This window comes from Flavitalea flava (assembly GCF_054461575.1).
In genome coordinates this window covers 29,992-50,844 of the sequence record NZ_JBTLQH010000019.1, presented here as the reverse complement: position 1 = coordinate 50,844, position 20,853 = coordinate 29,992, and the positions used below count along the sequence as shown (strand labels likewise).

Below are 20,853 nucleotides of genomic sequence, written 5' to 3'. Positions count from 1 at the left end.
TGCTTCGGGTTTCTGCTTCGGGTTTCTGCCTCCGATCCTATTCCTCCAGCCAATTCCGCATGATCAGCTCACCCTTTGGCGTCAATACACTTTCTGGATGGAACTGTACACCCTGGACATCGAATTTTTTATGCCTTAACCCCATGATATAATTTTTTTCATCCCTGGCGGTAATCTCCAGCTCTTCCGGAAAACCATCTTCCCCGATGACCCAGCTATGGTAACGTCCAACTTCCAGTTCTTCCGGCAGCCCATCGAAAAGCCCCTTTCCCTGACCTTTCTGCCCATTCGCACCTTTTCCTCCGGCTGCACTCTTCAATATCCTTACCGGGGTTGCTACCCCATGATAGACCTCGCTCAGGTTCACTAATTTGCCTCCGAAGGCTTCTCCGATGGCCTGATGGCCCAAACATACACCCAGCATTGATTTCGAGGAGGCATATTCCCGGATCAGCGGCAGAAGCAGGCCGGCTTCAGAAGGGACGCCCGGTCCGGGAGACAAAATGATCTTATCGAATTCCTTTACTTTTTCCAGGGGGATCTTATCGTTCCGGAATACTTCCACTTTCTGATGGAGGATCTTCTCTACCAGGTGTACCAGATTGTAGGTAAAAGAATCGTAATTATCGAAAACCAGAATACGTGTCACTTTATTTCTTTTAAGATTTCACAATTAAGAACCTGTCTCAGGGTTATTCCACTATTGTTTCTGCAAAAAGGATCGCTTTTTTCAAAGCGCCCAGTTTATTATTCACCTCCTGCAATTCACTTTCCGGTTGACTGGCCGCTACCACTCCGGCGCCAGCCTGGTAGGTCAGGGTATTATTCCGGCTGAGCAGGCTGCGGATCATAATGGCCTGGTTGCAGCTTCCGTCGAATCCCATAAACCCGATACAACCTCCGTAATAACTTCTCGCGGTTGGTTCGAAAGAATCGATCAGTTCCATCGCTTTGAATTTTGGCGCTCCGCTTAATGTTCCTGCCGGAAAGGTAGTGGACAGTAATTCAAAGGGGTTAAAATTCTCCCTGATCTTACCTCTTACTTCGCTAACCAGGTGAATGACATGGGAATAATATTGGACCTGCCGGTAAAGAACAACCGTCACGTCGTCACAGGAACGGCTAAGATCGTTGCGGGCCAGATCGACCAGCATGACATGCTCGGCATTCTCCTTGGGATCCTTTAGCAGCCGGTCTGCATTTTCCTGATCGGTCTGTTCATCCCCCGTTCGTTTGAAAGTACCGGCTATTGGGTGAACGATAGCCTCACCGTTCGAAATGATCAATTGGGATTCCGGAGAGGAGCCCATTAGTTTATAATCCCCGTAATCAAAAAAGAACAGGTAAGGCGAAGGGTTAATACTGCGTAAAGCCCGGTAAACGTTAAACTCGTCCCCGATAAAACTTTGCTGGAACCTTCTGCTCAGGACGATCTGGAAGACATCTCCCCGGTGGCAGCTTTGAATACCTTTTTCGACCATCCGGATATACTCCTCGTCTTTTAAGTTCGAAGTCTCTTCCCCTTTTACATGAAAGGGGTAAACCGGAAGATCTTTGCTTTTGATCAGGGATTCGACAACAGGCAACTCCGATTCCAACCCGGCAACCTCGTTTTCACAAATATAGAGCTCGTCCTTAAAATGGTTGATGGCAATTACATACTGATAAAGCCGGTATCGCATCAGGGGAATGATCGGTGGTTCCTGACTGGCATTTTTTAATTGAACGGTATCGAAGAATTGAACGGCATCGAAACAGGTGTATCCGAATAACCCCTGGACAGCCCTTACCGGTTTCTCGGAAGAGGGTTTGGTATCAAAACGTTGCATGAACTCCCATAAAAGCGCCGGAACCTCAGAAGTGTTCCGGATAGGGCGTTTTTCCGGTTGCTGTCCCGGCAATTTAAATTCGATGCTTTTAGGGTCGGTTATCTCGATACCGCCGATTGCGTTGATGCAGATAAAGGAATAACTGTTTTCGGCGACATGATAATCGGTACTTTCCAGCAGGATGGTATCCCGGAAGCGGTCCCGGAGACGGAGGTAGATCCCCACCGGCGTATACATGTCTGAAAGGAGTTTTTTGCAATTCGTCTTTATTTCAATTTTCTTCATACCCGATGCCCTTTTAGGGTTTTATTTTTTTAAGTAACTTCTTTTATTTTGTCCTCTCCCTTTAGGCAACCGAACGAAAGTGAAGGTTGCGAGCGAGTTCTGAACAGTGTTCAGAACGAAGCTCTGGGGGGTAAAAAGCAAAAGGCCCCGATATTATCGAGGCCCAATATGGTAATACGTATAGTAATAGCATTACTTGCCTCGTTTAGAGTTAGTATGCCACCACCATGTTTTATTTATAAATAGATTATTCATTGCCACGCAAATATGGAATGGAAAAATGATTTTGCCAAATTTTTTATTAATTTCCGTCCTTAAATCTTCTTAACCCTGTTTTTTAACTACATATTTAACCCTTCTTTTAAAACATGTCTTCCCCAACCCTACAACCAGCCCTTCCGCAACAGCCCCCCTCTACCGGTTCTCAAAGGCTTTTATCCCTGGATTTTATGCGTGGCCTGATCATGGTCCTGCTGACCCTTGAGGCCGCCGGATTGTATAGTCAGTTAGCCGGTGCTACCGAAGGAGGCTTTTTAAATCCTTTTTTTCAGCAGTTCTTCCACCATCCCTGGCATGGTTTGCACGCCTGGGACCTTGTACAGCCCGCTTTTATGTTCATGGCGGGGGCTGCAATGGCGTTTTCCCTGCATAAACAGCAGCAACAGGGAATGAGCTGGGGGGAATCCTTCCGCAAAACGCTAAAAAGATGCGGATGGCTGTTCTTTTGGGGAGTGCTGGATTATGCCGTCGGACACGATGGATTGTACTTTAAGCTATGGGATGTACTTACCCAGTTATCCTTCACCACGCTGGTGGCCTTTCTGATCTTCCGATGGTCCGGGACGGCCCAGATCGTATTTTGTGTGGGGATTCTTTTACTTACGGAGGCTTTATACCGATTTACCCACGTTCCCGGGTTCGATCAGCCTTTTACCGATCAGCAAAACTTTGGCAATTTTATGGACATGGTCCTGATGAATAAGATCAACAAAGGCGGATGGGTGGCCATCAATTGTATCCCAACAGCTGTTCATACCATTGCCGGCGCCCTGGCCGGAAAATTATTATTAGGGGAAAGCAAAAGTTCCACGAGCAGTGAAAAAAGTGGCCTGGACAAAACAAAAACTTTACTGATCTGGGGACTTATTTCCCTTATCCTGGGATATGCCCTTGATCTGACAGGAATCACTCCCATCATCAAAAAAATTGCTACCAGTTCTTTTACCCTCGTCTCTTTGGGATATGCCTTATGGATACTCGCCGCCTGTTATTGGTGGATCGATATAAAAGGGCATCGTAAAAATCTAAAGTTCTTTACCATTGTAGGTATGAATTCCATTTTCATCTACCTGTTCTTTGAGATCGTAGGAGACCGCTGGTTCAGCGATTATGTACGGGCCATTACGAATGGTTTGATGAGTATAATAAATACGCCTGTTACCCTGCAAGGGATCATCAGCTCACTCTGTATCTTCGGATTGGAATGGGGAATGTGTTATTTCCTTTATAAGAAGAAGATATTTTTCAGGTTGTAGTCTATCCAATATAAAATATTGTCAAAGGCATTAAAAAAGGGATGTGGCAAGAAGCACCACATCCCTTTTTTATTAGGAAGTATAAAGTTTTGGAATTACAACACTCCCTTCGTGCTAGGCAAATAATTACTCAGCGGATCTCTTTTCACGGCCATGCGGATAGCCTTGGCAAACGCTTTGAAAATGGCTTCGATCTTATGGTGTTCGTTATCACCCTGACATTCGATATTCAGATTGCAACGGGCTGCATCTGAAAAGGATTTGAAGAAATGGAAAAACATTTCTGTAGGCATTTCTCCAATCATTTCGCGTTTAAATTCAGCCTTCCAAACGATCCAGTTACGACCGCCGAAATCGATCAGCACTTTGGCATCCGCTTCGTCCATGGGCAGGGCGAAACCATACCGTTCCATTCCTCGCTTATCGGCCAGGGCTTTGCTGAATGCTTCTCCCAGAGCAATCCCTGTGTCTTCTATAGTATGATGTTCGTCGATATGCAAATCACCATTGACGCGAATAGTAAGATTCATTTTTCCATGCCGGGCTATCTGTTCCAGCATGTGATCGAAGAAACCAAGACCGGTCACGATATTGGCCTTCCCGCTTCCGTCTACGTTCAGTTCGATCTTGATTTGTGTCTCGCTGGTATTACGTTCATGGATCACGCGGCGGAGACCCAATTTCAGGAACTCATAGATCTTGCTCCAGTCGGTAGTTTCCAGGGCGACGACTTCGTCCAGGTCCTTCCGGGAATCGTTGATCTCGGCCCCACCCAGGGCAGGGTCGTTATTCAGCCAGATAGCCTTGCAGGCAAGATTCTTGGCCAGTTGAACATCAGTGATCCTGTCACCGATCACAAAAGAGTTTTCGATATCATACTCTTCATTATTAAGGTATTGAGTCAGCATCCCCGTTCCCGGTTTACGGGTCGGCGCATTATCTTTTGGAAAACTCTTATCGATATGTACGGCACTGAAATGAATGCCTTCATTTTCCAGGCATTTCATGACAAGATTCTGGACCGGCCAGAAGGTATCTTCCGGAAAGGATGCAGAACCCAGTCCATCCTGGTTGGTCACCATGACCAGTTCATAATCCAGTTCCCTGGCGATCCGGCCCATATATTCGAACATATAGGGGTAAAATTCCAGCTTTTCAAAGGAATCGATCTGGTAATTCGGTGGCGTTTCCTTGATCAATGTTCCGTCCCTGTCGATAAATAAAATCCTCTTCATAATGGTTTTGGGTATAGCTAGTATTTATAGGTTTAGCTTTTAGATATAGCTTTCCATAGTTAGTACGTTCTTTAGTCCAATTTCGTTTTAGCCCGGATCGCTTTCACTTCAGCAGCAGTAATGGCTTTGGCTTTATTGCCGAAGCTATTACGCACATAAGTGAGGACATCGGCGATCTGCTGATCGTTCAGATCATTATGCGGCGCCATTACATTTTTATAGGTTTCTCCATCGATCTCCACCTGTCCCGTCATTCCTTTAAGAACTATCTGGACCAAAGTGGTCTTATCCCCCAACACCCATTTTGTTTTTACCAGTGGAGGATTCATTCCCTGTACGCCCAATGCATCGATCTGGTGACAGGCCAGGCATCTCTCGAGGTAAACTTGTTTTCCCCTTTCCATGGAAGCCTGTAAAGGCCCTCCTTTTGTTTGTGCGGGGGCAGCAGGTTTTTTAGTCTGAGACATCAATACCGAAGCCAGGGCAAACAGACAGACTATCCAGGTAGTGACAATATTCAATCTCCGCATAAGGGTAGGTAGATTTTAAGATTTGGCAATTTACTTCCAGTAGGAATTTACTTCCCGTAGGAAATTTTCCAGATTGTTCCTTTTGCATCGTCGGTTACATAAATCGATCCATCGGGTCCTTGCGCCAGGCCACAGGGACGGTGTTTGGCCCTTCCGGAAGCAGTTAATTCAGGCCCCCCGGAAAAATTATCGGCAAAGATCTCCCATTCCCCGCTGGGTTTGCCATCCTTAAATGGAACAAAGGCCACCAGAAAACCTTTCTGAGGCTCGGGTGCGCGGTTCCAGGAGCCATGAAAGGCTACGAAAGCGCCATTCTTATATTTCTCCGGAAATTGATTGCCGGTATAGAACAGCAGACCATTGGGCGCAATATGTGCAGGGAAAGCGACTACAGGGTCCTGAGCATTCTCTCCTCCTGTCTTTTTGCCATCCCCTCCGTATTCTGGAGCCAGTATTTTTTTGCGCTGGGCAGGATCGTAATAAATATACGGCCATCCGCAATCGGAACCTTTGTGCAGTTCATACATACATTCGGCAGGAAGCTCCGCATTTTGCTGTATCGTAAACATATCCGGGAAAATATCATGCAGCTGATCGCGGCCATGTTGCATGACAAACAAAGTATTGGTTGTCTTATTCCAGTCTAATCCAACCACATTACGCAGCCCCGTCGCATAACGGATCCCGTCCCCATAAGTTTGGTTAACCTTATCCGCTTTGAATTGCCAGATCCCGCCCGCTGAATCAAGGATGACACAAGGATTTCTGCCCAAAGAACCTTTTGCCCTGTCCTGGACCTGACAGGAATTGGAATAGGCCCCGATATTTACATAGAGATTTCCGTCATAATCCAGGGTGATCGCTTTGGCCTCATGTTCCCCACGACTCAACAGACCGGTCACTATCTTTTCAGGATTTGCCGGATCTGTCACATTGTTGGAAGCATCGAGTTTGTATCGAAACACTTCTTCATCGGAGGAGGCATACAGATACCCATTCCGAACCACCATTCCCGTTCCGGCAAAGCTCCCAAAACCGCTGATCTTATCTGCTTTTCCATCCCCATTGGTGTCCTCCAAACGATAAATACCTTTACCGTCTTTCAGTTTTTCCAGCTTTACATAGACGATGCCATTGTCCGTCACTGCAATATGCCTGGCCTTCCCTAATCCATCTGCCAGGACAGAAGCCTTAAAACCGGAGGGCAGTTTGATACTGGTATCTATGGCATTTTCTATTACCGAAGGATCGGAAATTGCGGAAGGACCGTCCGTCTTTTTTGACGTATCGCCCGCACAGGCAAACAAACCCGTCATGCAAAGTCCTAACAGAAAATACAGCGCCTTGGGCGAAAATTTCCTGGATGGAGTGAATGTTGATAATGTGGATGGATGGTTCATGGGAAATTGATCGGTTAAATGATGATATGATGGAAACATGGCAAATAATTGACACCTATGTAGAAAAATAAATCTCGAAAAATCTTATGGCCTGTAATTTAGTTCAAAAAATCAATTCCAGCCCTTCCGTTCATCCGGAGTATTTCCCGCGCCGGTCACTAAGTTTTCTCTTAGGATGTCCTGGTTTACGAGGGCAGGCCAGCATATTTCCGGAGGGAATTCAACAAAAGTCCATTTTCTTCCTCCGTCCCCACCGTGATCCGGAGACAGCCCTCACAAAGCTCCACCTTACTGCGATTGCGGACAACGATTCCTTCCTGAAGAAGGAAATCATAGATCCCGTTGGCGTCAACCGTCTTAACCAGCAGAAAATTGGCGTCGCTGGGATAGATTTTTATTATCAGGGGCAATCCCGCCAGTTCCCGGATCAGTTTTTCCCGCGAAGCTACCAGGATCCGGATCATATCATTGACCTGTTCCACCTCATCCAATGCTTTCAGAGCTAATTCCTGGGTTGCCTGGCTGATATTATACGGAGGTTTCACTTTATTGCAGACCCCGATAATAGCCTCGCTTGCAAAAGCCATACCCAGACGAAGACCTGCCAGCCCCCATGCTTTACTCATCGTTTGTAAAACGACCAGGTTGGGGTAATCGCTTAATTCCTGCACAAATGACTTATGACGGGAAAAGTTGATATAGGCTTCATCCACCACCACTAAACCCTGAAAGTTATTCAGGACGGTCTCTATGTCCTGACGGTTAATATTATTGGCAGTAGGATTATTCGGGGAGCAGATCCAGATGATCTTGGTATGCTCGTCGATCAGGTTCTCCAGATGCACCAGGTCAAGTTGAAAATCGTCAAGGAGGACAGCGCGACGGATCTCTATATCATTGATATGTGCGCTCACTTCATACATGCCGTATGTAGGAGGATTGATGATGATATTATCCTTGCCCGGGTTACAGACTGCCCGGAAAAGAACGTCAATGCATTCATCGCTGCCATTGCCCAGAAAAATATGCTGGGGCGGAACTCCCTTGATCCTGCTCAGGGCTTCCTTTACTTTCCATTGCATCGGATCCGGGTAGCGGTTATACCATTTCGTTAGCGGTGATCCCAGGCTGTTCTCATTGGCATCGATAAACACGCTTGCCTCTCCTTTAAATTCGTCACGGGCCGATGAATAAGGGACCAATTGTTTGATATTTTCTCTCAAAAGATTCTCTAGCTGGAACATATATATGTATTCGGATTAATCAAAAAACATGCTTACAACCATGTCTTGCCCGGAGTAATGTCAGTTCTCTTTTCGTCTTACCCTTACGGCATTGGCATGAGCCTCCAGCCCTTCGGCCAAAGCCATCTTTTCTACCGAAGGACCGATCAGCCTGATCCCTTCCCGGGTCAATTGCTGAAAAGTGATCTTCTTTACAAAACTATCCAGGCTCACCCCACTATATGCTTTGGCATACCCGTTGGTGGGCAGCACGTGATTGGTTCCACTGGCATAATCGCCAACGCTTTCCGGGGAGAAATGACCGAGAAAAACCGATCCCGCATTGATGACCTGTCCTGCCAGTTCTTCCGGATCTTTACAGGCCAGGATCAGATGTTCGGGCGCATATTCATTCAACAGGTCCATGGCTTCCCGGGAATCGTTAACAAAGAAGGCGCGGCTATGTTCCAGGGCTCTGCGGGCTATATCCGCCCTGGGCAATTCAGCCAGTTGTTTATCGATCTCCGCCAGAACAAAGTCGATCAGGGAACGGGAAGAGCTGACAAGTATCACCTGGCTGTCCGCACCATGTTCTGCCTGGGAAAGCAGGTCCGCAGCTACAAATGCAGGATAGGCCGTTTCATCTGCATACACCGCGACCTCACTGGGTCCGGCGGGCATATCGATGGCCAGGCCATCTTTCTGGACCAATTGTTTGGCGCAGGTTACGTATTGATTACCAGGCCCGAAGATCTTATAGACATTGGGGATAGTAGCCGTACCATAGGCCATTGCAGCAATGGCCTGCACGCCTCCGGCCTTGAAAATTTTTGTTACCCCTATCAGACCGGCGGCATAAAGAATAGCCGGATGGAGATTACCCTTCGGATCGGGAGGAGAGCAAAGGATGATTTCCCTGCAGCCCGCGATCCGCGCCGGTATTGCCAACATCAGCAAGGTAGAGAAAAGCGGGGCAGATCCGCCGGGGATATAAAGACCGACTTTCTCAATAGCTACCGGTTTTCTCCAGCATCTTACTCCCAGCCGCGTCTCGGCAAACTCTTCCGGAACGATCTGCGTGCGGTGAAAGAGCTCGATATTCTCTTTTGCCAGTCCAATGGCCGCCTTCAGGTCCGCATCGATCAGGTTTGAAGCGTCTTCGATTTCACGGGCGCTAACCAGCAGATTCTCGGGCGCAACCTTATCGAATTGCAGGGAATACTTTTTAATGGCCTCATCCCCATGTTGTTTAACATCGGCTAATATACCAGCCACCGTACTCTCCAGAGCACTTGTATCAAAAGCAGGACGGGCCAGCAGGCGCAGCCGCTCACCGGGAGAAAGAGCAGACGGGTTACCGATATCGATTATTTTCATCCTTTCGTATTTAGTATATCAAATCACCATTTTTTCGATCGGGATAACCAGGATCCCCTGTGCGCCGGCCTCTTTCAGACGTTCAATAATATCCCAGAAATCATTTTCATTCAGCACGCTGTGAACACTGCTCCATCCTGGTTCGGCCAGGGGAAGTACGGTCGGGGATTTCATACCGGGCAACAATTGAATGATCTCGGTCAGTTTGTCGTTCGGTGCATTTAACAGGACATACTTAGTATGCCTGGCTTTTTTTACGGCCCGGATACGAAACAGGAATTTCTCCAGGATCTGCTGCAGAGCCGGGTCAAGATTTTTATTCCGGATCAGGACGGCCTGGGATTGTAATACCGTTTCCACTTCTTTCAATCCATTCATGAACAAAGTACTTCCGCTGCTGACCAGATCGACGATCGCATCTGCCAGGCCAATACCGGGAGCTATTTCGACCGACCCGCTGATCTCGTGAATTTCAGCACCGATCTTATTTTTTTCCAGGAACTGCTGCACCAGCAAAGGATAGGTGGTAGCGATCCGTTTCCCTTGCAGATAACCGACCCCCTCATAATGCTCACTTCTGCCCACTGCAACAGACAAACGGCATTTTCCAAAGCCAAGTGATTCTACGATATCTACTTTCTTATTCTTTTCATAAAGCACATTCTCTCCTACGATCCCGATATCGGCTACAGCATCTTCCACATATTGCGGAATATCATCGTCCCGCAGAAAATAGACCTCAATGGGAAAATTGTCCGATTCCGTTTTCAGTTTATTGACTCCGTTCTTTAGTTCAATGCCACAGTCTTTAAGGAGTTTTACCGATTCATCGTACAAACGTCCTGACTTCTGAATGGCAATTTTTAGCTTTTTACCCTCCAACCCCCTAATGGGGGAGTTTTGTAACTCGCTATTCTTATTGTTACTTGTTTTCATTTCATTTATTGGTTTACTGGTCTTCGTTTTATTTTTAGGTCACTTTCGCTTCGCCCGGTTATCGCTGGGAAACCCACAAAAAAATTAGGGCTTACCGTCTGGTAAGCCCTTTAAAAGTTTTATTTTGTACAACAAAACATCACCGGCCTACCCTTGCGGTAAGAAAAAATGGTGGTGATGATGTTGTCTGTTATTATTCATAATCGAGGCCCAAAATTAATAGTGAAAACCGAATACCCAAAATTTAATTTGAGATTCAGCCAAAAAAATAGAAAAGGTTATTTCCCCGGTATGGCAGGCGCGCTGACAGTTGGAACGGTCTTTCCCTGTAAAATGAGGAGTTCAGCGCGGGCATTCTGGTATTTGATCAGGAAATAAATGAAGAGTACTAATAAAATCTTTGATATAACAAAGACAGTAAAAAAGGCAACCCTCCAGAATTTGTGTACCTGTATGAAGGAGGAAGTGGTTTTAACCGGCAGATAGTCATTTATGGGAGGATCCTCCTTTTGACCGTTACCTTTAGTTTGTTTATAAGTCGGCTTCACGGCTGGCAACTGCAGCAAACGAGCCCTGATTTTACTTTCCAGATCATTTGGTGGGGGAACACCCCTGTTCATGGAAAATGTTTCCAATTTAAGCTCGAAATCACCCAACGCATGTCTTAACTCAGGGTAAATTGGCAAATAGGTCTCCATGATCTCAATCTCCTCAACAGAGGCCAGGCCGAACACATAGGCTTCGATTATCCCACTTTTAATAAATTCCTGAATATTCACCCTAATTTTTTTCTAATGATAAGTAGACCTTCGCGCAACAGCTTGTTAATATCCTCTTTTTCCCTTCCCGATTCAATGGCAAGTTCCTCTTTCTGCCGGCCGCATATGAATAATTCCCAAAACACCCATTTTTGCTCATCCGACGCTTCCTCCAACAGAGAAAGATAATGAGCTTTCTGATGCCCCTCTTCAAAATTAAGGGATTTACCCGCAGCAGGGCTAACTGAGGTTGCTCCATTTTTGCAAGGCTCGGCAAGGGTAAGGATAATCTTTCTCGCTTCCACCTGCATCCAGCAATAAATACTCAACCCGGAATCACAGGCCTCCTGCAACCGGGGTGCCAGACTCGCAAAAATATTAACAAATAAATTATCGGCTTCCTGCTTTTCCGGAACAAATTGTAATACGTAACTATACAGCATACTGCTATATTTGGAATACAAGAGCTCGACTGCCTGCTGTTGACCGGAAAACAATTCAGTTTTTAGGATATCTTTGGTAATCGTCATTTACAAAATAATAGGATATTTGAATACAGGTATTCTGGTGATAAATCAGCCATGAAAATAACACATATTATTTATTTATAAATATTTAAATGATAGTTTTTCAGAATTATGTCCTCTACAGAACCTCCTTTACCGGGTGACAGAAACCAAAAAAAAAGTTCATACAAAAAGATTCAGCAGCAGTACGCCTCCCAGCCCGATCAGGGACAATAACGTCTCCATAACCGACCAGGACCGTAATGTGTCCTTTATGGTTAGATTGAAATATTCTTTAAAAAGCCAGAATCCTCCGTCATTTACATGTGAGAACATCAAACTTCCCGCTCCTATGGATAAGACCATGAGATTGGGATTCACATGAGTCTGTTTCATGATGGGCAATATGATCCCTGCTGTGGTCAGGCCTGCAACTGTAGCCGACCCAAGGCAAACCCTTATGATGGCAGCAATCAGCCATCCCAATATAAGGGGGTGGACGGGCCACCCCTGTAAGGCAGATGCGATATCCTTGCTCACTCCGCTGTCGATGAACACCTCTTTAAGGGCGCCTGCCCCCGCCACGATCAATAGGATCGCGGCGATATCTTTGATAGCTTCCTCATAAATCCTCATGATCTGCTTCATACTTTTACCCATGCGCAGGCCAAGGGTATAAGTGGCAATACAGATTGCCAGCAGCAGGATAATGCCGGGATCGCTCAGGAATTTCATAAAGGATCTGACCCGCTCTCCTTCCGGCAGGATCAGCGGCAGCATAGTCGATAGCATCAGCAGGATAACCGGCAGCAGGGAGGAAAGAAAACTATTGGCCACTCCCGGCAACTCATTGTCAGGCTTGTTTTCCGCTACAAGCCCTTCCAGCGGGGAGGCAATTATATTCCGGCAGGTTCTCGAATAGAGCGGACCTGCAATGATAATGGCAGGAATGGCAACGGCTAAACCATACAAAAGGGTCACGCCCATATTGGCATTAAAGGCCGAAACCAGCGCTGCCGGAGCAGGATGAGGGGGAAGAAAACCATGGGTTGCCGATAAGGCCGCCATCATGGGCAACCCGATATAAACGGCCGGTAATTTATATTTGTAGACTACAGAAAAGATAAGGGGAACCATCAGGACGAAACCCACATCATAAAAAAGGGGGATTCCGATGATAATACCGGTAACAACCAATGCCCATTGAATATACTTTTTTCCAAAGGCAGTCATCATCACGGTAGCTATCTGCTGAGCACCGCCGCTTTCCGCTACCAGCTTCCCTAACATGGCACCCAGTACGATAACCACCGAAAGCTGTCCCAGGGTGTTGCCGATGCCTTTGTAGAGAGACTGCCCGATCTGGGAAAATGGAATTCCTAAACATAATCCTGTAAAAAGGGAAACCAGCAAAAAAGCCAGAAAGGCATTCACCTTTCCCCAGGTGATCAGGAGGACCAGGATCAAAAGGCCAAGCAATATGATTAGAAGGGTCATAAGCTGAAATAAAATAAAATTAATGAGAATCGCGTGTAACTGCCGGTCCTGACCCTCCGACCAGGAAATCCAGGTCTGCGCCTTTATCGGCCTGTTGTACATGTTGTACGTAAAGGCTTACATATCCCCTGTCCAACCCCGGCAGGCCGGTCTTTTTCCAACCCGCCCTCCTTTTTTCCAATTCCTCCTCTCCGACGTCAAGGTGCAGTCTTCTGCCTGCCACATCCAGTTCGATCCAGTCTCCGTTCTTTACCAATGCCAATGTACCTCCGATAGCTGCCTCCGGCGAAACATGGAGAACAACGGTACCGAATGCCGTACCGCTCATTCTTCCATCCGAAATCCTTACCATATCGGTTACGCCTTTATCCAGTACCTTTTTTGGCAAGGTCATATTGCCAACCTCAGGCATCCCGGGATAACCAACAGGCCCAACGTTCTTTAGCACCATGATACAAGTCTCGTCGATATCCAGCTCCGGGTCGTCTATCCGGCTATGATATTCTTCTATGTTTTCAAATACTACGGCCCTCCCTCTGTGCTGCATTAGGGCAGGAGTGGCCGCTGAAGGTTTGATGACCGATCCGTTAAGCGATAAATTTCCTTTGAGAACGGCAATCCCTGCTTCCTGGATAAGGGGATTATCAAAAGAAGCGATGACTTCTCTGTTGTAGCAGGTACTATGCCCGTCGATATTTTCACGGTGTGTTTTTCCGGTAATCGTGAGGGCGTCGAGGTCCAGCAATTCCTTTAGTTCATTGAGGATCACCGGCAATCCGCCTGCATAATAAAAATCCTCCATCAGGAACTTTCCGGAGGGCATCAGGTTCAATAAGAGAGGGATATGACTGCCCAGCCGGTCAAAATCCTCCAGATCCAATGGAACTCCGATCCGGCCGGCAATGGCAGTCAGATGAATGAGAAAATTTGTACTCCCTCCTATCGCTGCATTTACTTTTATAGCGTTTTCAAAAGCGGGCCTGGTCAGAATATCCGACAAACGAAGGTTCTCCTTCACCATTTCAACGATGCGCCTTCCGGAAAGATGGGCAAGTACCTTTTTCCGGGAATCAACCGCCGGTATCGCTGCCGCGCCGGGAAGGGTCAGTCCCAGCGATTCTACCATACAGGCCATTGTGGATGCCGTGCCCATCGTCATACAATGACCGGCACTCCGGGACATACAACTTTCAGCCAACAGATAATCCTGATCCGTCATGCTCCCTGTTTTCCGATCCGCAGCAAATTTCCAGACATGCGTACCCGAACCGATATCCCTGCCTTGGAATTTACCATTCAGCATCGGCCCTCCCGGCACGATAAGCGTGGGCAGGTTGACACTGGCGGCCCCCATCAGCGTAGAAGGAGTTGTCTTATCGCATCCCGTTAAAAGTACGACTCCGTCCAGAGGGTTACCTCTTATTGATTCTTCCGTGTCCATACTGGCCAGGTTTCTGAACAACATGGCCGTAGGCTTGAGCAGGGTCTCTCCCAGGGACATCACGGGAAATTCGACGGGGAAACCACCGGCTTCGTATACACCCCGCTTGACGACTTCGGCGATATCCCGTAAATGAGCATTACAAGGTGTAAGTTCTGACCAGGTATTACAGATTCCGATCACCGGACGGCCATCGAAAAGATCCTCTGGAAAACCCTGGTTCTTCATCCAGCTACGGTAAATGAATCCCATTTTGTCCGTTTTACCAAACCAATCCCTGCTTCTGAATTCAGCCATCATAGTCGAATAAAAATTTAAAAGAGTATAAAATTCAGGAAATGTTATCCTGATTTCATGATTTCCCGTTCAACTGAAAATTACGGTAAGTGTTAACCAGGCTGGAAAACAAAGCCCCCATCTCCGCCCAGCTTTCTTTTTCAATCATTTGTATGGGAAATAAATGACTTCCCATACCCACTCCTTTCGCACCCGCCTTAAAAAAATCTATGAAATTTCCCGGGGTTACTCCTCCGGTAGGCAATAAGGAAAGCCGGTTAAGCGGCGCCAATACTTCTTTTATAAAACCCGGCCCCAGATCGGTTGCGGGAAAGACTTTGACCATATCAGCGCCAAGGGACCATGCCTTATAAATTTCCGTTGGGGTATACGCTCCGGGAAAAACAGGTATTTTTTTTCGGAGACAGGTTTTAATCACCCGTTTATCGAGGATGGGAGTTACAATGAACTGAGCGCCCGCATCAAGTGCTTTTTCGAGATCTGTTTTATTACACACGGTTCCTGCACCGATATTTAGCCTGTCACCAAAAGTTTTTACCAGGGCAGCGAGCGTAGCCGCTGCGTCTGGGGAATTCATCGTGATTTCCAGTGTGGTCATCCCGGATTCGCAATAAGGTCCTGCCAGCCCCGTCGCCCGGGCAAGGGGAATATTTCGCAGGATCCCTACCACCGGGATCGTATTAAACGCTTTCCAGGAAAATGATCGGCCCATCTATTATCGTGTACTTTGTGTTAAGATCAAGTGCTGCCCCCTTACTACGGCTTTGTCTACCCAGTCAGCAGGGAATATATGAACTCTTTTACAAAGAGCAATCGCTTCCAATGCCTTTTCATAATATTCTTTTAAACCATCCCCGCAACACAAATAAAGATGGGTTGCATCATTGATTGGGGAAGATCTGTTCCCGCAGCTTTTATCCTTTCCAAGAATTGCGCCCAATTCTGTTCCTATCAACAGGCCACTCAGGTAAAAATAGTTTTCCTTTTTGGATAAAAGTTGAAAGAGCCCCTGGATCCTTACCTGGAAAGCGCTATGCAGCAGATTGGCACCGGCAGCATCTTTAACCCCCTGTTGAAAACCGGCCAGATTAGCCGCCGACTGCAGGCTGGCTTCATCGTCCTTTTCCACTGAGCCGCTCAACAGGCTTTTTTCTGAAAGCAGCTGGAAAAACTCTCCGGTCATATAGGTCGAGAAATCGATGATCGTATCATCCTTCACCAGGATATGCTTGGAATGTGTCCCGGGAAAAAGATACAGACCGTCCCCCTGCCATCCCCCTGCCTGCAAACATCCTATCAATTGGGTTTCTTCCCCCCGCATAACGTCATCTTCCTTTTTTAATCCGGAAATCAGCAGAACGGGATGGGGGAACGTCTCTTCTATAAAAAGAGATTTTGTGATTAGTTCATCTTTACCCGCCTGGAAAGGTAAGGCTTGGTAAGGAAGTTCCAGTATACCAACAGAGGAGGACGCCATTCCTGAAAAGACAACAGGAACCCCGGACAAGGAGGTCTGCAGCTTATCTTCGATGCATTTGATCAGGTTCGCGATAACGGCCAGGTAGAAAGAAATTCTTTTTGCGGGGTCGGTAGATTCTGTTTGCTGCCACCGGAGAAATGTTTCCCGGATCCCATTGCCGGATCGTTCCTCAGCCAGGATATCCATCTTAACCGGATCGGCCAGACGCAGTCTGAGAGATGATGTTCCCCAATCGCAGCTCAGGAATGATTGAACGGCTGACCATTGGAAAGATTTTATATAATCAGATCCGATCGTTGACAAGTTGGATTTTTGGAAATGTAAAGAATTGAAACGAAGATAACGGTTAACCGGTAAATTTGCCGGACAACCATAACTCAAAAATCAGTCGTGAATAAGAATCCCATTAATCTTGCTGTACGTTTTCTTCTTGAAATAATTATGCTGATCGTACTGGGGTATTGGGGGTGGCACCTCAATGAATCCTGGGTTCATTACATCCTGGCGGTAGGCCTGCCCTTGTCAGCAGCGGCCTTGTGGGGAATATTCCGGATAGCCGATGATCCCAGGCCCGCCCCTGTGGAAATTCCCGGTATGCTGCGCCTGCTCCTGGAATGGATCCTTTTCGGGTTTGCCGTATGGGCATTGCATGATCTGGGACATACCCTCTTAAGTTGGATCATGGCGGTAATCCTGGTCCTGCATTATATCGTTTCCTATGACAGGACCTGGGTCATGCTGAGGAACGAACCTTATAAGGGTTTTTCAAAAAAATAACCCTTATAAGGTTCGTCTCTAATGTCTGTACCTTCGGTACTACCGGCCCTTGCCCGGTATGGAAGGATACAAGGGTTTTTCGAAAAAATAACCCTTGTATCCTTCGTCTCTAATGTCTGTACCTTCGGTACTACCGGCCCTTGCCCGGTATGGAACGATATAAGGGTTTTTCAAAAAAATAACCCTTATAAGGTTCGTCTCTAATGTCTGTACCTTCGGTACTACCTAACCGGTTTTACTTTATAAACCGTGCCATCCTTCTCGAATTGACTAATCTTGCCTCCTTCGTCCAGGAAGAATCGGACCCAGCTTTTATCATACCAGAAGTAATTGTATTTGCCGGTGAACGTATCAAAATGCCAGTGCTGTAAATACAAACTGATATTGTTAGGGAACTCCATGATCAACGAGTCACCGGACAATTTGATCACCAACTTGCCGTAAACTTCATTTTCATATTGGCCGCAATAGGAGGCCAGAGGCAGAGAAGGTTTTGTGCCGGACACCCGCGATGCTTCTTTCTCCCTGTCCTTTTTCTTTCCTTCTTCCCGGATCTTTTTATACAAATTGTAGAACTCGACGCTCCAGTCCCGTCCCGGTTCACCTTGCTTCTCCCGGAATCCCCAAAGATCCATTGCTTTATATAAAAGTACATGCCGGATCTCCGTATGATCGAGATTGCCAAAAACATAGATGCCGAAATGCTCCGAAGGCAGCAGGCCCACAATGGCAACAGCTCCATCCAGGCTGCCGGTATGGAATTGTACCATCTTGCCCCGGTAGTCTTCCTGAAACCATCCCAATCCATAAGTGGTCCAGTGTGGATGCGTCAATTGGCTGCTGGGATAAAATTCATTATCCGGAACAAGGGCTTGCGGTTTGAATATCTCTCCATAAACACCTGCCGACAATAATCGTTTGCCTGCGGGAGCCGTTGCACTATCCAAAAGAAACAACATCCATTTGCCCATATCCTCCGCATTGGACCACACTCCTCCGGCGGGCCCAATATTGTCTTTTTCCAGGCTGAGTATCGGCCGTACGCTGTCGCCAATCAAAAAATGTGGCACTTCAAGATTGTTATCGCCCCTCGATTTTTTATAACTGGCATAGGTATGACCCATTCCCAACGGGGTGAACAATCGTTGGGTAATAAAATCCTCCCAGGGCTGACCGCTTAGCTGACGGATCAGTTCGCCGGCTACGATATACATAAGATTTTGATACACAAAAGAAGAACGGAAAGAATATGCCGGAGGCAGGAGTTGCATTTTGCGCAGGATCTCTTCCCTGGAAAAGCCAAACTCCCAAAGCATATCTGCATTACCCAATCCCGTGTTATGGGTAAACAGATCCTTTACGGTGATTTCATCGGTGACATAAGGGTCATACAAACGGAAACCCGGAAATATGCTTTTTAATTTGTCCGTCCATTTTACTTTTCCTTCATCTACCAGCATGCCCATACAAACAGCCGTCATGGCCTTTGTCGTGGATGCACAAATCGAGACGGTTTCATCCGAAAAAGGAGCAGCCTTACCCAACTCTGCAACACCGTATCCTTTTCGGAACACGACCTTATCATCCTTAACAACGACGACTGACAATCCCGGCGTTTTCCATAAGGGCAGTGCCTGCTGAATATACCGGTCAAAAACAACCGTTTCATTCTCCCGGGAAATAGGTGCAGTACGTATTTTTTTCCCTGGCGGGGATGGTGATTTTTTCTCTGGCGGGGATGGCTCCTGGCCATAAAACAACAAAACAGAAAAAGAAAAGATGGGTAATAAAAAAAGGAGTGCAGGTTTCATACCCCTGAAAATACCCCTTTTATCGATGTGGATTAACCGCCGGTCTTAAATTTTTTCCAGCTATCGTTAATATATAAAAGAATATCCTGGTTGGTGGCGGTCCGGCAAAACTCGTAGCTTGGACGGTAACGGATCATAAAGGTTTGTAAGGAATCGCCTTGCATTTTGGTAAGCCTGGTGACATAATCACGGGTAAAACGGGAATCGATATAATAATCCTCCTCTTCCTGGATCAATCGTTTTTTTAGTTTTTCTCTTTGTTTATCTGCGGTTGAACGGGTGGGGATATTCAACCCTATACCTACCCCATCCCTGCCGTGCCGGTCTTTTTCCAGCAATTTTGATTTCCCATGATCATAGACCCAGTCATAGTCTTTCCTTCGCTGAAGGGAGTCAAGCTGATAATTGCTGACCCCACCTACCCTTACAGAGGGTAAAGCCACCACTCTTGGTTCCAGGAATACGTCCACCCCATCCGATAACATAAAAGTACCAACTACGAGGGTATCCGATTTGTAACCGGCTGAAGAAAAGATCAGGGTATCCCCCCTCTCGGCAAGGATCCTGAAATTACCTCCCATGTCCGAAAGATTAAACTCTTCCTTACTGAAATTTCGGACGGTCACCGATTGAAGCATTTCGGTGCTTTCTTTCTTATGGATTTTCCCACGCACGAATTGCTGGGCGAAAGAATCGCAGGATACCAATAGGAATAACAAGACAAATAAAACAAAAAGGCCAGTGTAACGCATAGGTGCGGCCCAATTTAGCTTTATCTTCTCATATTTTACCCAACGGGTGTTCAAGTTTTTGTTAAAACGGGCAGACTTGTTCCTTGATTTTCTTAATTTTCCCTTTTGCAATAATCATACACAATTAATTTTACCCAATCACCCCTAATACATTTGTATATTTATTACAGATTCTGATCAAAACTATTCATACTCAATATTTTAAAAAATGAAGAAACCCATAAACCGCCGTAATTGTATTTTATTTTTTATCCTGGTTCTCATCATAAACCGACAGGCGAATGCATCCAAACATTTTATAATTAATAACATCCCAACCGTTACCTCCAATGCCCTTTCCCTTTATATGTCACCCAAACAACAATTCTTTTCGATCAAAATATATGAGGTAAAGACCAAACAGCAGGAGGAAAGAATGGACAGGTATCTTCAGTTGGCCTACTTACCCGCTCTTCACCGGCAAGGCATCAAACAGGTGGGTGTTTTCAAACCTGTAGACAATGATAAGGACACCATTCGCCGGATCTATGTACTTGTCCCCTTCCGTTCTGCCGATAAATTCACAGCACTTTCAGCGTCCCTGGATAAAGACCCCCAATACCTTGCTGACGGGAAGGATTACCTGGAAGCCATGCACAGTGACCCTCCATATGTTCGTATCGAATCCATCCTTTTACAGGCATTTCCCGACATGCCTGTCCTGGAAGCGCCAACGGCTCTGACGACTCCCGCCAGCGATCGTATTTATGAGCTGAGAAGTTATGAGGGGCCAACCGAAAAGATCTTTCAGAATAAGGTCCGGATGTTTAATGAAGGCGGGGAAGTGAGCCTGTTCAAAAGACTCGGCTTTAATGCTATCTTTTATGCCTCCGTTATTTCAGGAAGTCATATGCCGAATCTTATGTACATGACCAGCTTTGAGAACAAGGCTTCCCGCGACCAGCACTGGAAGGCATTCGGAGAAGATCCTTTCTGGAAAAAATTATCTGCTTCCCCCGAATACCAGAATAATGTCTCGCATATTGATATCGTGTTTATGCATCCTGCGGATTATTCGGATTTGTAAAGCAGCCTTATATCTATAATCAGACGCACCATCCCGAGGCCTGGGGTGGTTCATTTATCCCGAATTTTAACCCTGCGGCACACTATTTGCATAAAGTAAAACGTTATCAATATAATAA

19 protein-coding genes are annotated in these 20,853 nt (G+C 46.5%); 3 read left to right on the top strand and 16 right to left on the bottom strand.

Annotation, left to right across the window (positions count from 1 at the left end; all coding sequences use genetic code 11):
- Nucleotides 1-37 precede the first annotated feature (37 nt).
- Complete coding sequence (locus tag ACX0G9_RS17115) at nt 38-649, bottom strand: anthranilate synthase component II (RefSeq protein ID WP_459066160.1); 612 nt, start codon at nt 647-649, stop codon at nt 38-40.
- 43 nt (nt 650-692) lie between these two features.
- The gene (locus ACX0G9_RS17110; RefSeq protein WP_459066159.1) at nt 693-2,114 is read right to left on the bottom strand and encodes an anthranilate synthase component I family protein; all 1,422 of its coding nucleotides are present in this window, start codon (nt 2,112-2,114) and stop codon (nt 693-695) included.
- 368 nt (nt 2,115-2,482) lie between these two features.
- Between ACX0G9_RS17110 and ACX0G9_RS17105 the strand changes: the two genes are divergently transcribed.
- The gene (locus tag ACX0G9_RS17105) at nt 2,483-3,649 is read left to right on the top strand and encodes an acyltransferase family protein (protein ID WP_459066158.1); all 1,167 of its coding nucleotides are present in this window, start codon (nt 2,483-2,485) and stop codon (nt 3,647-3,649) included.
- Between the two features lie 95 nt (nt 3,650-3,744).
- On the opposite strand, the gene hisB is transcribed toward ACX0G9_RS17105, so the two are convergent.
- The 12 genes from hisB to ACX0G9_RS17045 form a co-directional block, all read right to left on the bottom strand.
- Nucleotides 3,745-4,884, bottom strand: coding sequence for a bifunctional histidinol-phosphatase/imidazoleglycerol-phosphate dehydratase HisB (gene hisB / locus ACX0G9_RS17100; RefSeq protein ID WP_459066157.1), 1,140 nt, complete (start codon nt 4,882-4,884; stop codon nt 3,745-3,747).
- 71 nt (nt 4,885-4,955) lie between these two features.
- Nucleotides 4,956-5,414 carry a c-type cytochrome gene (locus tag ACX0G9_RS17095; protein WP_459066156.1) on the bottom strand — a complete coding sequence of 153 codons (459 nt, stop codon included), beginning with the start codon at nt 5,412-5,414 and terminating at the stop codon, nt 4,956-4,958.
- A 47-nt stretch (nt 5,415-5,461) separates the two neighbouring features.
- Nucleotides 5,462-6,853 carry a PQQ-dependent sugar dehydrogenase gene (locus tag ACX0G9_RS17090; protein WP_459066155.1) on the bottom strand — a complete coding sequence of 464 codons (1,392 nt, stop codon included), beginning with the start codon at nt 6,851-6,853 and terminating at the stop codon, nt 5,462-5,464.
- 146 nt (nt 6,854-6,999) lie between these two features.
- Complete coding sequence (gene hisC, locus ACX0G9_RS17085; protein ID WP_459066154.1) at nt 7,000-8,058, bottom strand: histidinol-phosphate transaminase; 1,059 nt, start codon at nt 8,056-8,058, stop codon at nt 7,000-7,002.
- 60 nt (nt 8,059-8,118) lie between these two features.
- Entirely contained in the window at nt 8,119-9,414 is a 1,296-nt protein-coding gene (gene hisD / locus ACX0G9_RS17080; protein WP_459066153.1) for a histidinol dehydrogenase, read from the bottom strand.
- Nucleotides 9,415-9,432: 18 nt separating this feature from the next.
- Entirely contained in the window at nt 9,433-10,350 is a 918-nt protein-coding gene (gene hisG, locus ACX0G9_RS17075; RefSeq protein ID WP_459066152.1) for an ATP phosphoribosyltransferase, read from the bottom strand.
- Nucleotides 10,351-10,628: 278 nt separating this feature from the next.
- Complete coding sequence (locus ACX0G9_RS17070; protein WP_459066151.1) at nt 10,629-11,129, bottom strand: hypothetical protein; 501 nt, start codon at nt 11,127-11,129, stop codon at nt 10,629-10,631.
- A complete protein-coding gene (locus tag ACX0G9_RS17065; protein WP_459066150.1) occupies nt 11,126-11,638 on the bottom strand; it encodes a hypothetical protein in 513 nt (170 codons plus the stop codon). The genes ACX0G9_RS17070 and ACX0G9_RS17065 overlap by 4 nt, the downstream gene beginning before the upstream one ends.
- A gap of 159 nt (nt 11,639-11,797) precedes the next feature.
- Nucleotides 11,798-13,111 carry a GntT/GntP/DsdX family permease gene (locus ACX0G9_RS17060; protein WP_459066149.1) on the bottom strand — a complete coding sequence of 438 codons (1,314 nt, stop codon included), beginning with the start codon at nt 13,109-13,111 and terminating at the stop codon, nt 11,798-11,800.
- Between the two features lie 19 nt (nt 13,112-13,130).
- Nucleotides 13,131-14,852 (bottom strand): IlvD/Edd family dehydratase, encoded by a 1,722-nt coding sequence (locus ACX0G9_RS17055; RefSeq protein ID WP_459066148.1) that lies wholly within the window; start codon nt 14,850-14,852, stop codon nt 13,131-13,133.
- Between the two features lie 52 nt (nt 14,853-14,904).
- Nucleotides 14,905-15,561, bottom strand: a complete 657-nt coding sequence (locus ACX0G9_RS17050) for a bifunctional 4-hydroxy-2-oxoglutarate aldolase/2-dehydro-3-deoxy-phosphogluconate aldolase (protein ID WP_459066147.1) — start codon at nt 15,559-15,561, stop codon at nt 14,905-14,907.
- A 3-nt stretch (nt 15,562-15,564) separates the two neighbouring features.
- Entirely contained in the window at nt 15,565-16,632 is a 1,068-nt protein-coding gene (locus ACX0G9_RS17045) for a 2-dehydro-3-deoxygalactonokinase (RefSeq protein WP_459066146.1), read from the bottom strand.
- An 87-nt stretch (nt 16,633-16,719) separates the two neighbouring features.
- Here ACX0G9_RS17045 and ACX0G9_RS17040 point away from each other — a divergent pair, with 87 nt between their 5' ends.
- Nucleotides 16,720-17,106, top strand: coding sequence for a YrdB family protein (locus ACX0G9_RS17040; RefSeq protein ID WP_459066145.1), 387 nt, complete (start codon nt 16,720-16,722; stop codon nt 17,104-17,106).
- A gap of 221 nt (nt 17,107-17,327) precedes the next feature.
- Here the strand turns inward: ACX0G9_RS17040 and ACX0G9_RS17035 are convergent, their stop codons facing one another.
- The gene (locus tag ACX0G9_RS17035) at nt 17,328-18,917 is read right to left on the bottom strand and encodes a serine hydrolase (protein ID WP_459066144.1); all 1,590 of its coding nucleotides are present in this window, start codon (nt 18,915-18,917) and stop codon (nt 17,328-17,330) included.
- Nucleotides 18,918-18,949: 32 nt separating this feature from the next.
- Nucleotides 18,950-19,669: a hypothetical protein gene (locus ACX0G9_RS17030; RefSeq protein WP_459066143.1), complete on the bottom strand. Its 720-nt coding sequence runs from the start codon at nt 19,667-19,669 to the stop codon at nt 18,950-18,952.
- 208 nt (nt 19,670-19,877) lie between these two features.
- Between ACX0G9_RS17030 and ACX0G9_RS17025 the strand changes: the two genes are divergently transcribed.
- Nucleotides 19,878-20,735, top strand: coding sequence for an NIPSNAP family protein (locus ACX0G9_RS17025; protein ID WP_459066142.1), 858 nt, complete (start codon nt 19,878-19,880; stop codon nt 20,733-20,735).
- Nucleotides 20,736-20,853: the final 118 nt, after the last annotated feature.

What these genes read in the sequence shown, in the direction of transcription:
- ACX0G9_RS17110 (WP_459066159.1), bottom strand. Translation starts at nt 2,114, where the DNA reads ATGAAGAAAATTGAAATAAAGACGAATTGCAAAAAACTCCTTTCAGAC.
- ACX0G9_RS17105 (WP_459066158.1), top strand. Translation starts at nt 2,483, where the DNA reads ATGTCTTCCCCAACCCTACAACCAGCCCTTCCGCAACAGCCCCCCTCT.
- hisB (WP_459066157.1), bottom strand. Translation starts at nt 4,884, where the DNA reads ATGAAGAGGATTTTATTTATCGACAGGGACGGAACATTGATCAAGGAA.
- ACX0G9_RS17095 (WP_459066156.1), bottom strand. Translation starts at nt 5,414, where the DNA reads ATGCGGAGATTGAATATTGTCACTACCTGGATAGTCTGTCTGTTTGCC.
- ACX0G9_RS17090 (WP_459066155.1), bottom strand. Translation starts at nt 6,853, where the DNA reads ATGTTTCCATCATATCATCATTTAACCGATCAATTTCCCATGAACCAT.
- hisC (WP_459066154.1), bottom strand. Translation starts at nt 8,058, where the DNA reads ATGTTCCAGCTAGAGAATCTTTTGAGAGAAAATATCAAACAATTGGTC.
- hisD (WP_459066153.1), bottom strand. Translation starts at nt 9,414, where the DNA reads ATGAAAATAATCGATATCGGTAACCCGTCTGCTCTTTCTCCCGGTGAG.
- hisG (WP_459066152.1), bottom strand. Translation starts at nt 10,350, where the DNA reads ATGAAAACAAGTAACAATAAGAATAGCGAGTTACAAAACTCCCCCATT.
- ACX0G9_RS17065 (WP_459066150.1), bottom strand. Translation starts at nt 11,638, where the DNA reads ATGACGATTACCAAAGATATCCTAAAAACTGAATTGTTTTCCGGTCAA.
- ACX0G9_RS17060 (WP_459066149.1), bottom strand. Translation starts at nt 13,111, where the DNA reads ATGACCCTTCTAATCATATTGCTTGGCCTTTTGATCCTGGTCCTCCTG.
- ACX0G9_RS17055 (WP_459066148.1), bottom strand. Translation starts at nt 14,852, where the DNA reads ATGATGGCTGAATTCAGAAGCAGGGATTGGTTTGGTAAAACGGACAAA.
- ACX0G9_RS17050 (WP_459066147.1), bottom strand. Translation starts at nt 15,561, where the DNA reads ATGGGCCGATCATTTTCCTGGAAAGCGTTTAATACGATCCCGGTGGTA.
- ACX0G9_RS17035 (WP_459066144.1), bottom strand. Translation starts at nt 18,917, where the DNA reads ATGAAACCTGCACTCCTTTTTTTATTACCCATCTTTTCTTTTTCTGTT.
- ACX0G9_RS17030 (WP_459066143.1), bottom strand. Translation starts at nt 19,669, where the DNA reads ATGCGTTACACTGGCCTTTTTGTTTTATTTGTCTTGTTATTCCTATTG.
- ACX0G9_RS17025 (WP_459066142.1), top strand. Translation starts at nt 19,878, where the DNA reads ATGAAGAAACCCATAAACCGCCGTAATTGTATTTTATTTTTTATCCTG.